General features: G+C 34.7%; 12 protein-coding genes. 10 read left to right on the top strand and 2 right to left on the bottom strand.

What is annotated here, in order from left to right; translation table 11 throughout:
- The first annotated feature begins 4 nt into the window (after positions 1 to 4).
- The 9 genes from pucD (at position 5) to D9842_RS09925 (ending at position 10,483) form a co-directional block, all read left to right on the top strand.
- Positions 5 to 2,272: a xanthine dehydrogenase subunit D gene (gene pucD / locus D9842_RS09965; protein ID WP_121662396.1), complete on the top strand. Its 2,268-nt coding sequence runs from the start codon at positions 5 to 7 to the stop codon at positions 2,270 to 2,272.
- Positions 2,273 to 2,286: 14 nt separating this feature from the next.
- Positions 2,287 to 2,778, top strand: coding sequence for a (2Fe-2S)-binding protein (locus D9842_RS09960; RefSeq protein WP_121662395.1), 492 nt, complete (start codon positions 2,287 to 2,289; stop codon positions 2,776 to 2,778).
- A 46-nt stretch (positions 2,779 to 2,824) separates the two neighbouring features.
- On the top strand, positions 2,825 to 3,346 hold the full coding sequence (gene uraD / locus D9842_RS09955; protein ID WP_257536061.1) for a 2-oxo-4-hydroxy-4-carboxy-5-ureidoimidazoline decarboxylase: 522 nt from the start codon (positions 2,825 to 2,827) through the stop codon (positions 3,344 to 3,346).
- 173 nt (positions 3,347 to 3,519) lie between these two features.
- The gene (locus tag D9842_RS09950; RefSeq protein ID WP_121662393.1) at positions 3,520 to 4,308 is read left to right on the top strand and encodes an HAD family hydrolase; all 789 of its coding nucleotides are present in this window, start codon (positions 3,520 to 3,522) and stop codon (positions 4,306 to 4,308) included.
- 177 nt (positions 4,309 to 4,485) lie between these two features.
- On the top strand, positions 4,486 to 4,851 hold the full coding sequence (locus D9842_RS09945; protein WP_121662392.1) for a hypothetical protein: 366 nt from the start codon (positions 4,486 to 4,488) through the stop codon (positions 4,849 to 4,851).
- 130 nt (positions 4,852 to 4,981) lie between these two features.
- Entirely contained in the window at positions 4,982 to 7,210 is a 2,229-nt protein-coding gene (locus D9842_RS09940; RefSeq protein WP_121662391.1) for a DEAD/DEAH box helicase, read from the top strand.
- 78 nt (positions 7,211 to 7,288) lie between these two features.
- Positions 7,289 to 7,978 (top strand): ZIP family metal transporter, encoded by a 690-nt coding sequence (locus D9842_RS09935; RefSeq protein WP_121662390.1) that lies wholly within the window; start codon positions 7,289 to 7,291, stop codon positions 7,976 to 7,978.
- 96 nt (positions 7,979 to 8,074) lie between these two features.
- A complete protein-coding gene (locus tag D9842_RS09930; RefSeq protein WP_121662389.1) occupies positions 8,075 to 8,395 on the top strand; it encodes an ArsR/SmtB family transcription factor in 321 nt (106 codons plus the stop codon).
- A 24-nt stretch (positions 8,396 to 8,419) separates the two neighbouring features.
- Positions 8,420 to 10,483, top strand: coding sequence for a heavy metal translocating P-type ATPase (locus D9842_RS09925; protein ID WP_121662388.1), 2,064 nt, complete (start codon positions 8,420 to 8,422; stop codon positions 10,481 to 10,483).
- Between the two features lie 726 nt (positions 10,484 to 11,209).
- Here D9842_RS09925 and D9842_RS09920 read toward each other — a convergent pair.
- Complete coding sequence (locus D9842_RS09920) at positions 11,210 to 12,202, bottom strand: hypothetical protein (protein WP_162987388.1); 993 nt, start codon at positions 12,200 to 12,202, stop codon at positions 11,210 to 11,212.
- A gap of 260 nt (positions 12,203 to 12,462) precedes the next feature.
- Between D9842_RS09920 and D9842_RS09915 the strand changes: the two genes are divergently transcribed.
- Positions 12,463 to 12,717: a hypothetical protein gene (locus tag D9842_RS09915; RefSeq protein WP_121662386.1), complete on the top strand. Its 255-nt coding sequence runs from the start codon at positions 12,463 to 12,465 to the stop codon at positions 12,715 to 12,717.
- Between the two features lie 47 nt (positions 12,718 to 12,764).
- Here D9842_RS09915 and D9842_RS09910 read toward each other — a convergent pair whose 3' ends face one another.
- On the bottom strand, positions 12,765 to 13,514 hold the full coding sequence (locus tag D9842_RS09910; RefSeq protein ID WP_121662385.1) for a 3'-5' exonuclease: 750 nt from the start codon (positions 13,512 to 13,514) through the stop codon (positions 12,765 to 12,767).
- Between the last annotated feature and the right edge of the window lie 4 nt (positions 13,515 to 13,518).

The following is a 13,518-nucleotide window of genomic DNA, read 5'->3' as shown; positions in this document are numbered from 1 at the left end:
AGGGATGAAGGAGTTAAATAAAAACGAGTACAAAAGTAAATGGAGAATCCGTCCTGATGGCCATGATAAAGTAACTGGCTCGCTAAAATATTTAACTGATTATTGCTTCCCAAACATATTAATTGGGAAAGTGTTAAGAAGTTCGTTTCCTCATGCAAAAATTAACTCAATTAACACAACTGAAGCAGAACAACTTGAGGGAGTTGAAGCGATCATCACATATAAAGATGTTCCAGGGATGAATCGTTTTGGATTAATATTTCCTGATCAGCCTGTTTTGTGCGAAGACACTGTTCGCTACGTAGGTGACGCAGTTGCTGCAGTTGCAGCGATTAATGAGGAAATTGCTATGAAGGCACTTTCGCTCATTCTTGTTGAATATGAACCACTGGAGGTGATTGATTGCCCGGACAAAGCTTTAAGTTCACAAATGAAATTACATCCTGCTGGAAATGTTTTGCATCGTGCAGGGTACAAGAACAGTGAACATGTTTTAGATGAACTTAAAAAATGTCCTTACATTGTTGAGGAAACCTATGAAACTCCAAGACAAATGCATGCATATATGGAAACAGAGGGAGGAGTTGTTGTTCCAGAGAATGATGGTAAATTAACGGTTTATGCGGCAACACAACACGGTTTTAAAGACCGGATGCAGCTAGCTAGAATCTTATCTATACCTGAAAGTTCCATCCGAGTGATATCAAGTCCAATCGGTGGTTCATTCGGTGGGAAAGATGAGTTAAATATCCAACCATATGCGGCTTTGTTAGCTATTAAAACACAAAAACCAGTAAAGCTCCATAATAAGAGGACGGAATCAGTAAGAGCGGGTATTAAACGACATCCTATGAAGATAACCATGACAACAGGGGCGAACGAAGAAGGAAAATTAGTAGGACATATTGTTCGAATTGTTGCAGACACAGGGGCATATGCAACACTTGGACCAGCTGTTTTAGACTTCGCAGTTGAGCATTCAACGGGTCCTTATATCATTCCATATGTTGATATTGAAGGAGTCTCTGTGTTTACAAATAATGGAGTTTCAGGTGAATATCGTGGATTCGGAGGGAATCAAGTTACCTTTGCATTAGAGTCACAAATGGATAGACTAGCTGAGTTGTTACAAATTGATCCATTAGTATTTAGAGAACAAAATCTTAGAAATGCAGATGATCCCGGGCCGTTAGGACAACGAATAGTAAGGAATGATGGAGCTAGAAGTGTTTTAAATATGATTAAAAAATCTCCCATATTAACGCAGCCTTTAAAAACAGAGCCTCTAAATGTGAAAGGTAGAGGCGTGGCAATCACTATGCATGGCGGGGGTCTTGGCTTTGGTCGACCTGATCCTTCAGGTGCTCGCCTTTCTTTAACCAAGGATGGGAAAATTGAAATTGCTTTCGGATTTGAAGAATTTGGCCAAGGATTGTTGGCTTCAATCGAAATTATGATGATGGAAGCTTTAGGGTGTAGAAAAGAAGATTTAAAGATTGTAATAGGTGATACAGATCTCGTTCCTTCTTCAGGTTCCTCAACTGCATCTCGTTCAACAAATATGATTTGGAATGGCATTCAAAAGCTAAGAGATCCATTTTTAAATAAAATATTAGATGAGGCAGCCTCTTACACAGATACGACACGTGATCTCCTTTATTTAGGGGGAAAAGGAATTTGGCGGAAAGGAAAAATTGATCAACTTATTATCAGTTATTATGATTTAGCAAACTATTTATATGATAAACTTCCCGTTTTTCATACACAATTCCATTTTCCAACCACCCCAGATGCAGTTATAGGGGGACATTATTTATACTCCTTTGCCGCAGTTGTAGCAGAGGTGGAAATCGACCAGTTGACAGGGAGGGTAAAGGTAACAAAAATGGACCATTGTGTGGCTGCGGGGCCAGTAGTGAATCCACTAGGTTATTTAGGGCAGATTGAAGGCGGGGCAGTTATGGGGCTTGGTTTTACAATAAATGAAGATTCAGTGATGGAAAATAGTCGCTATCATACACAAAATCTTGATTCGTATCTCATTCCAACCATTAAAGATATTCCAAAAGAAATGAAGGTGTTTGTTGACGAGTCTTTAATGGAGGGAGATGTATTTGGTCCAAGAGGTGTTGGTGAAATTGGTACTGTTGCAATTGCACCTGCAGTAACTGCTGCTATTCATGATGCATGTGGCTTATGGGTGAAGAATCTCCCCGTTTCTCCCGAAGAAGTTTTGGATGCATTAACAATTAACACCTTTGTCGATAAGTAACAGGAGGTGCTTCTATGAAAGAGGCAAAAGTGGAAAATAAAATAGATCTTTCTTTTGAATTAAATGGTCAACCGTATCATTTAACCGTACCGCCAACTTATCGGTTAGTCGATATTATAAGAACAGATTTACAATTAACAGGCACTAAAATATCTTGTGAAATCGGAAGGTGCGGAGCATGCTCGGTATTACTAAATGGAAAAGTTGTAAATTCTTGCTTAGTCATGGCCTATCAGATACACCTTTCAACAATAGAAACAATTGAACATGTATCACATCAATCACTTCATCCTATTCAGCAGGCATTTCTTGAAGAAGGTGGACTTCAATGTGGATATTGTACTCCAGGAATGATCATAGCGCTAAAGGATTTATTAGAGCAAAATCAGCAGCCAACAGATGAGGAGGTTATCGAACATTTATCAGGCAACCTTTGTCGGTGTACTGGTTACACAGGAATCATTAGAGCTGTTCAACGATACAGAGAGGTGGTAAACAAAAAATAAGAAATTCAATAAGATAAAAATCTTTAATGGAGAGTGATATCTAGTGATGACAATTCATGATGCGAATGTGCTTACACGTGAGGAATTTGTTTCAACTTTTCGTTGGATTTTTGAGCATTCAATTGCCGAACAGGTATCCGAATTAAGACCTTTTCCCTCTTATCAATTTCTTCATCATGCAATGAAAAAACGTGTGAAAAAATATACAATCGAAGAAAGAGTTGCCCTACTTCAAACTCTTCCGGATTTTATTGAAACAATTCGAGGTCAAAACCCTTACAATTATGTAGGCAAGCAATCGGGATTTAGATCTTTAACACCTAGAGAATATAAAAAATTCATCGCTTATCATAATAAATATATAAAGAAATTCGGTTTTCCCTTTATCATCGCAATGCGTGGACACAATAAACAATCTGTTTATGATGCATTAAAAAAGAGATTAAAAAACAGTGAAAATGAAGAAATAGAAGCAGCAATTGAAGAAATGTTCCGCATTTATTTTTATATTTTAAGGGAAATTATTTCTAATGAAGATCGAGATGAAATAAAGAAACAATCCGTATAAATTTAATTGTAACCAAAAACTGCTCATAGAAGAGCGGTTTTTTTGCTGTTTTGAATATTTCATAAAAGGATTTTCTCAGGTACTATTTACATATTAATCAAATCTCTGTAAGCTATTGTTTGAATAGTAAGAGTTTTTAAATATGAAAATACATAGATTCTAGGGGGACAAACATGATTAAAGCTATTTTCTTTGATTTAGATGATACGTTATTATGGGATCAAAAAAGTGTAAAGGAAGCATTTGTTGCGACATGTCAATTAGCCGAACAAAAATATGGAATACATTCTGAAATGCTTGAAGAAGCTGTTCGAAGAGAAGCGAGGGAGCTTTATTCCTCATACGAAACATATGATTTTACGCAAATGATCGGAATCAACCCGTTTGAAGGTCTTTGGGGTAACTTTTTAGACGATGAAGAGAATTTTCGCAAGATGAAAGAAATCGTTCCCACATATCGGAAAGAAGCATGGACAAGAGGCTTAAAAGCATGTGGAATTGATGATCCTGACTATGGAGCAACACTAGCTGAAGAATTTCCAGCACAAAGAAGAAAAAAACCTTTTGTTTATGATGAATCTTTTCAAGTGTTGGACAAGTTAAAGGAATCTTACCGTCTTCTTTTGTTAACAAACGGTTCTCCAGACTTACAAAATACTAAATTAGAAATTACTCCAGAGCTTGTTCCTTACTTTGAGCAAATAATTATTTCCGGTGCTTTTGGAAGAGGAAAACCTGATCCAACTATTTTTGAGCATGCATTAGAAAAAATGAATCTTTCAAAAGATGAGGCAATAATGGTAGGAGATAATCTTATGACAGATATTTTAGGTGCATCAAGAGTTGGAATGAAATCTGTTTGGATTAATCGCCATAACAAAGAACGTAACGAAGTACAACCAGACTTTGAAATCACTCATCTTGAAGAGCTGTACCCAATTTTAGATCAACTTAACAAGTAGGGGTATCTTTCATATAAGTAAGGTAAATGCCTGAAACTGTAAGCTGCAGCATGCTAACTAGCTAGCTATAAAAAAATGATCAGATTCAAATCCAATTACTTGATAAAACCATCTAAAAGCATCTATATTTATATAAGTTAATAACATTGTCATTTACTTCTTAGAGGGGGAAGGGAGATGCTTTATCTCATAGCTGGTATTATTCTTATCGTGTTAATCGGAAGTTTTTTAAAAAGGTCAATTTCTATTAAGAATGTACCTTGTGTAGATATAGATCATCATGATCAATCTAGTCAAGTTGTGGATGTAAGAGATTATAATAATTTGTCAACGATGAAAAATTTCGATTCAATTGTTATACCTATTGCATATTTAAGAAGATACTTTCATGAAATTCCTAATAAAAGAGTACATCTTATTGCTGGAAGTCAACTTGAAAAAAACATGGGCGTTCGCTTCTTACAAAAAAATGGATTTCAAGTTACAGGCTACAGCTTAACTGAATGCACATGTACCAACCATTCAAAGGATATGTTGGTATAAGATAAGACTCGTGTTTAAGGGACCAATTTTGGTCCTTTTTTTATTTTAAAGATATTCGCTTTTCAAACTCGATCATGGTATAGTTTGTTTCGGTGAAAACTGTCAGAAAAACGATAAGGACGTTATAAACATGAAATCTACCAATTATTATATAAAAACATGGCAAAAGGCAATCCGTGTGGAAATCATGCATCTAAAGAAATATGGAAGTACGAGATACGCATTAAAAGATGGTCAACTGATGTCAAACGATGGGTCATTTACTTATTATTTTGAAACCACTGTACCCATTCGAGTGCCAATAGGCTCTTCAATTAAAGTCGAATTTGGAAAAAGAACAGTGAACGGTAAAGTTCTTTCATCAGAGGGGAAAAGTGTAATCTTATCCTTGGAGGAATCCCTTGGACATGAACCTTCCGAGCTCTTTTTACTTCATGATCCATGGGAGTTGTTAGATCAACTACATGAAAGATTCGATGAAATAAAAGAAAGTAAGCGGAAGAAAGTACGAATGAAAAGATTGATGAATCCATCTAATGCTCCTAAGCACCCTACCGAAAAAATAAAATCAGCTGTTCATGAACTTGTTTTACGAAGCAAATATAATCCTGTTACATTTGTTTGGGGTCCCCCTGGTACAGGTAAAACCTATACCTTGAGCAGGGTAGCAGGAAATAAATATGTAAAAGGCGATCGAGTATTAGTTCTGTCACAAAGTAATCAAGCAGTTGATGTGCTTATGATGGAAATTTCTCGTTTTATTCATAAAAAGGGCCATTTTCGAGAAGGTGATTTGCTTCGTTATGGATCGCAAACATCGATTACATCAAACGATAACCTAACAACATTGGAGCTGATTCATAAAAGGCACCCGGAATTAGCAAAACAAAGAAATGATTTGCATGAACATAGAAGAGGGATGAAACAAACTCTTTCACAATCCTATAGTCAAAGGGATTCTGAACAATTGCTTGAAATTGAACGTAAATTAGCGACAGTTTTAGAAAAAATAAGACAAAAGGAAATTGAGCTTGTTAAGGATGCCAATATTGTAGGAACAACATTATCAAAGGCTGCGAACGATCCGAGTATTTATGAAAAAGACTATGATCTTGTCATAATTGATGAAGCAAGTATGGCCTATATTCCGCAAATTGCTTTTGCTGCAACTCTCGGCCGAAGAGTGATCATTTGCGGAGATTTTAAGCAGCTTCCTCCAATTGCGGCTGCAAAACATGCTCTTGTTGATGAATGGTTAAGAAACGACATTTTTCATAAAGCAGGTGTAGTTGATTGGCTTGATGATCATTCAAGTAGTACTCTACATCCTCATCTTTTTCTTTTAAAAGAACAAAGAAGAATGCACCCGGATATTTCTTCATTCACAAATAAGTACATTTATCATGATCTTGTTGGAGATCACGAAAGTGTGAAATCTGCTAGAAATTCAATTGTAGAAAGAGAACCATTTTCAAATTGTTCGTCCATATTGTTAGACAGCAGTTATAGCGGAATGTACAGTATGCGTGAAAAAACATCAAATTCACGATATAACCTTTGGCATTTACTTTTATCCTTTCAAATAATACACGAGTCATTCTTAGCAGGAGCAAGGTCAATTGGATATGTTACACCTTATCGTGCTCAGGCAGCTTTAATGGACATGCTACTAAATGATGTATATTCAATAGAACGATTGGATTCGGACATTATTTCTGCAACAGTTCATAGATTTCAAGGAAGTGAAAGGGATGTTATGGTATTTGATACGGTCGATAGTTATCCGCAAGAACGACCTGGAATGCTTTTAATTGGCAAGGATAGTGAGCGACTTATTAATGTTGCCATGACAAGAACTAGAGGAAAGTTTGTTCATCTGGCTGATCAACAATTTCTTCAATCTAAGGTGTTCCGGGGAAAAACAATACGTCAGCTTGTTGATCATCAGGTAAGTAAAAATCAAAAAGTCGGACAACAGCAAATAGGGACATGGATTAAGAACCAACATGCAAATTTAACATGGGTTCATGCAAAAAAGCTGGAACTTATCATGAAAGATGTGAAAAAGGCCTATTCTTCAATAATTGTTGGACTACCTACTACCAAAGGGTTATCCGAGGAGTGGAAAGACATAATCAATAGCCGAAGCAGCAATGTCCGTTTAACTACAATATCCCCTGATAACATGAAAAGCATTAAAGCCCAATCAGTTTCATTTCCATTCATAATTATAGATAAAAAATATCTGTGGTTAGGTATGCCATATGAGATGAACAACCATATAAGGCCTCCATATGTTGGAGTACGTTTACATTCTGAAAGTGTTATTGATTACTTTCTTTCACAAATCATCTCTTAATTGCCCTTGTACTAAACAGGTAAAGCTGTTCATAACTTAAAGTAATTGCTTTATCTGTAATGTAATGGAGGGAATAGAGTGGATTTTTTGTTTTGCCTTTATGTGTTTTTATCATTGATAGCAGGTGGGGTTCTATCACTTATCATTAGTAAAATAGGAAATTGGAAGATCGACTACTTGTTCTCTCTTAGTGCCGGTATGATTGTGGGAATACTATGTCTTGAGTTTATTCCACATAGTTTTTCACATTATCAGCCTTTATCTATTATTTTGGGAATAGGTGTTGGTCTTCTATGTATGATAGTAATGGATCAGTATGTACATCATTCATCAAAAGATGAATCAAAATCAACGTTTTTTCTTCTGCTTATTGCCATTACATTACATAATGCACCTTCAGGGTTTGCTATGGGGAACCATGCGGACCACGAAGGACATCTTTATCATCTCATTATTTTACATCACTTACCGGAGGGGATGGCATTAATGATGCTAGCTATTGCATTAAAGCTTAAGCCTCATCTTATAGTCACTGCTTTTCTTTATCTTACATTTAGTCTTTATGGATTTGTCTTACTAGGAAATATTGTGACGATAAAAAATGACATGATTTTAGGGGCCTTATTAGGTGTTGCAATTAGTACAATGCTATACATTTCGATTGTTGAATTATTTCTAACATCAAGTAAGAAGGCAAATCGTTTTTATCATTTGCTTAGTTTATTAACCGGTATTTTCATATTGGAGGTATTTTTATTAATTGGTTAGGATTGACAAGAGTCAATCTTTTTTTTATTATTTAATTAGATAATATGAACATATATGCATATTTTGATATATACTAAAAAGTAAGAGGTGCTGATCATGGATGAATCAGGTAAAAAGGAACCACAAGATCAATTAGACGAAGAAACATTATTTATTGTTTCACAGACGTTTAAGGCATTAGGTGATCCAACCAGAATTAAAATATTACACTTACTCTCGCAAAGTGAACATTCAGTGAATGAAATTGCTGAAAAATTATCGTTACTTCAATCAACCGTTTCACATCAATTAAGATTTTTGAAAAATTTACGCTTGGTTAAGTATAGAAGGGAAGGGACAACATTATATTATTCGCCCGATGATAATCACGTAATGAATGTTCTGCAACAAACAATTAACCATGCACAGCATCATTAAGCATTTATTTTGGAGTTGAGCACAATGGAAGAATATAAAGTTAAAGGATTAACATGTGCAAACTGTACAAGAGAATTACAGGAAGAAATAAATAAATTACCATCAGGACATACAGCATCTTTAAGCTATAACACAGGTAAGCTTAAACTAGAAAGTAATGTTGATATTGAAAAAGTAAAAAAGATTTTATCTTCAGATGGGGCATATATAGAAGCTGACGAACACGAGCATGATCATGAGCATCATCACCCTACAGGGGTTAATTGGATTTTACTTTTATCCCTATCAGCTGGTTTCTATCTTGCAGGTTTTCTAACAGATTTCTTTTTTAATGAATATATTGCAATCGGACTTTTTCTAGCAGCAACCGTTTTAAGTGGATACCAAACCTTTATAAAGGGATTGAAAAATCTATTTAAATTAAAATTTAATATCGAAACGTTAATGACAATTGCCTTAATTGGTGCATTAGGTATTGGAGAATGGAAAGAAGGAGCTTTAGTTGCAATTCTTTTTGGTTTAAATGAATACCTAGAAGGCTTGGGGATGCAAAAAGCTAGAAATTCAATGGAAAAACTGCTAGCGATAGCTCCAAAGGAAGCAACTGTACTTGAAAATGGTCAAGAAAAAATAGTCGAAATTTCATCTTTAAAGGCAAATCAAATTGTTTTAGTTCGTTCTGGTGAAAAAATTCCTTCGGATGGTTTAGTGTTAGAAGGAAAAAGCTCTGTAAACGAAGCAGCTATCACAGGAGAGAGCATGCCAGTTGAAAAAGATAAAGATGAGCCGGTTTATGGAGGAAGCATTAACAATGAAGGTGTACTAAAAATAAAAATTACTAAAGCATATGAAGAATCGTCATTAGCAAAAATTCTCCATTTAGTAGAGGAAGCGCAAGAAACAAAGACACCAACAGAATTGTTTATAAATAAGTTCGCAAAATATTATACGCCCTTGATCATGATTATTTCTGCAGTTGTGATGCTAATTCCACCATTGTTATTCAACGGTAGCTGGGGAGATTGGTTTTATCAGGGATTAGCGGTATTAATTGTAGGTTGTCCATGTGCCTTAGTTTTATCTTCACCGATCGCCATTGTGTCTGGTATTACCAAAAATGCTCGCAATGGAATACTTGTAAAAGGAGGAGTATTTTTAGAGCAGTTAGGTAAAATTCATACGATTGCCTTTGATAAAACAGGCACCCTAACAAAGGGGCAGCCATTTGTAGAGGATTTTGTAGAATATGATCCGAAGTTTTTACAAATTGCAGCTTCCATTGAAAATAGCTCATCACATCCGATTGCAAAAGCAGTGATGAGAAAGGCTGAAGGACTATCTTTGATTGAACCAGAGGAAATAACAACAGTTTCGGGAAGTGGAATTGTTGCAAAAATAGATGGAGAGACTTACTTCCTTGGTAACGAAGCACATATGAAAAATGTGCATATAGAGGAAGGTGTAAAAGCACAAATTAAACAATATAAACAATCAGGCATGACATTAGTAATATTAGCTAGTACTGAAAAAGTACTTGGCATCATGGGGATCGCAGATGAAATAAGAGAAGAGAGTGCGGATGTTATTAGGGCTTTACATGCAGCAGGAATCCAAAAGACAGTCATGTTAACTGGTGACCATGAAAGCACAGCAGAGAAAGTAGCATCAAAGGTAGGTTTAACTTCATATTTTGCTGGCTTGCTACCAGATGAGAAAGTTGAAAAAGTAAAAGAGCTCTCTAAAGGGACTAAGGTTGCAATGATTGGTGATGGAATAAACGATGCACCAGCACTTGCAACAGCAGACTTAGGAATTGCCATGGGGAAAGGGACTGATAGTGCAATTGAAACAGCTGATATTGTATTAATGCAGGATCACCTTGGGAAATTACCATCCGCAATAAAGTCAGCAAAGAAAGTGAATTCCATTATTAAGCTTAATATTACACTTGCACTTGGATTGAAGCTAATTGCCTTATTGTTGACGATCCCAGGCTTGCTAACATTATGGATTGCAATCCTTTCAGATATGGGAGCAACGATACTTGTCACTTTAATTAGTTTAACTGTTTTGTATGAAAGAAAATAGGGAACGGGATTGTGAATGTATGTAGAGGGTTTCGTTAGCTAGTATGAAATTAAAAGAATTATCTGAGGTGACCATCAAATTAGCACTGTTTTGATGGTCATTTTTGTTTTATCACTGTAAAATGATATGCAAATGGATAAAAATTACAATTTAGAACATTTTTAATGTTGTTTTTTACATTTATTGGATTAAACGAATGGTTTTAAACTTTCAATCTAAGCAAAAGCATACACATTTGTCGTTTTCGAATGCAATTTGTACATTCTCACTGTAAAATGATACGCAAATGGATAAAAAGCACAATTAAGAACATTTTTAATGTTATTTTTTACATTTATTGGATTAAACGAATGGTTTTAAACTTTCAATCTAAGCAAAAGCATACACATTTGTCGTTTTCGAATGCAATTTGTACCATTCTAACTATAAAACCATACGCAAATGGATAAAAATCACAATTAACACCACTTTCGATGTCATTTTTACCAGTTGTTGGATTAAACGAATGGTTTTAAACTTTCAATCTAAGCAAAAGCATACACATATGCCGTTTTCGAATGCAATTTGTACACTTTCATTATAAAACGATACACATATGGTTTTCACATACAAATAATGGTCCAGTTCGTCAATACTGGACCATTATTATAATTGGATTAGAAAACAATGTAATTAGCCATACATATAGTGTGTTAGGATAACAGTATCCCATTCCTCTTTTATCTTTTAAAAGTTCAATGTTGTCTCCTTTGTCTCAAATCCAATCGAAGTTGTTAAATCCACAACATCAATTGATATAATGGCAGATTCAAAATCTGAAAAGCGCCCGAGGCCAACATCATCTAAAGAAAATTCGATCTCATTGTCTTTATTATCTGTAATCTTATAGAGCTCTACCGTTTGTTGGTCGCTAGATGGACTAAAAAGTTCTATATTTAATCTATAAGCAATGTTCGTCTTTTCGGAGACAGAAAAGCTTATTTTGTCATCTTCAATATTTGTGAAAAATGGTGTTTGGATAAGGCGCTCTTTATCAATAGCAACTCCGCTTTCTTCTTCTAAATAAGCTAGAAGTTCTTTATTTTCTAACACATTTGGAAGTTGCTGATTTTCATGTTGTGTTCGGAGGTAAAAGGCTTCATTACTATAAACATCTTTTGAATTAACATAATTTGTTGCACCATATAAAAGTACGTAATCATCTGCAATAATTTCTTGCGGATAGAAAGAATGATTTTTCTCTTCATAGTTCCAAAACGCATCCCATCGCAGCTGGGCAATGTTTATGCCTCTTAACTTTTGCCACTTAGAAAAAGGGAGGTGGTGGGATGGAAAATAATAATAAGCAAAATGATGGCCATATTCGTGTGACAATGTTTCTCGATAATCATCAGGTTCACGATACTTGTCACCTTGATAAAGTACAATTGTCTTTGATGTTGGATGGTAGCTGCCCTTTGTATCTCCTGAGGAATGATTTCCTGCCACAACCCTAATTTCTTGAAGCATATTTATTTCTTCTCCATACTTGTTTTGTTTAAGTTCCTTATATAAATCTATTAATTTATGCTCGTCCCATTCATGGGAATAACTAACAAATTGAATACCTTCTGGAGACAGAAAGGATGAATAGGCCCCAACCGTACTGCCTGAAGTAAAACTAACAAGAATAGGCAATGATAATAGTAATATAATAAAAAAAACTATAAATTTTTTCAAAATCATCACATCCTCCATCACATTTTAACATGAATATTCTCTTTGGTAATTGGTATCATTTGCTTATATCCTTGAGAAAAGGGGAGTGGTGGTATGATAATAAATGGAAAAGATTTTGAGATTTTACTATAGTCATAATATGACAAGAAAAAATAATAATAATTTTTAAAAAATAGTTTTCAAACGAGAAGTTTTGGTGTATTATATAAATAATCAGAAAATACAGAAAACAAAGAAAATAAAAAGGTGAGGTGCTTTAAATGAATTTTTACAACATTCCTTTAGAAAAACGTCTAGAAACAAATCCTTTCGTCCACTACTTACAGGAGGGGGATTTACAATTTTACTCTGAAAATGAAATTCTTTTGAAGCATTTACACGAACTACCACAAGATTTTATGGAAATGACATTATTTGATATTGATGGATACGGATGTGTCTACAAATTCTCACATATTACTAATTATCAAGCAGGAGAAATAACGTCACAAGCTGCTATTTTCAAAAAAATATAAACAACAAAAAGGTGTGGCAATTTGCCACACCTTTTTCAATGCTCTTTTTAAGAGTAACCCTCATTAACTGTATCGTTTTCTTCGATTTTATCTAATAATTGTTTTGGGTTTCTTATAACGGAATGATCATAATGCTGTAGAAGTTTGATAAAAACATTAGCGGTCATAACAGCGTCATTTAAAGCATGATGTCGTTCGCGCTCTGATATATTAAAACGCTCTATGAGATTATCTAAATAATTTCTTTCTTCTGTAAATAAGTCATTTGCGATCAAATGGGAGTCAAGAAAATCCACTGAGAAATCCGGAAAATTCCATTGATTAAGAACTGTTTTCATAAACTCTATATCGAATGTAGCAGGGTGGGCAACCAAAATACTTCCTTTGCAATAGTCAAGAAATTTACTTATGCCAACAGGAAATGATTCGGCTTTTGTTAAGATCTCTCCCGATAATCCTGTTAGTTCTTCAACTGTTTTCGGAATTTTATTAATTGGTTTCATAATCGTATAAAATGCCTCATCATATAATATTTCAAAGTTTTTTACTTTAATTGCCCCGATTGAAATAATTTCATCCCCCATGTTTGGAAAAAATCCAGTTGTTTCAAGATCAAAAATTGTAAACGTACAGGAGCTTAAATCTTTATTCATTAATCCTTTCTGACTTTCTAAAAATTGTTCAGTTGAAGTAAGGGCATGATCATATTCTGGAAGCTGAACCATTTTGTTCATACGGTGTTTAAAGAATAATTGATCCCAAAATAAATATTTTAATATCTTTATATCATCTGGCAAACTG

Source organism: Metabacillus litoralis, from assembly GCF_003667825.1.
GTDB classification, from domain to species: Bacteria; Bacillota; Bacilli; order Bacillales; family Bacillaceae; genus Metabacillus; species Metabacillus litoralis_B.
Note: the sequence above shows the minus strand (reverse complement) of the source record. Positions and strands in the feature narration are given on the sequence as shown.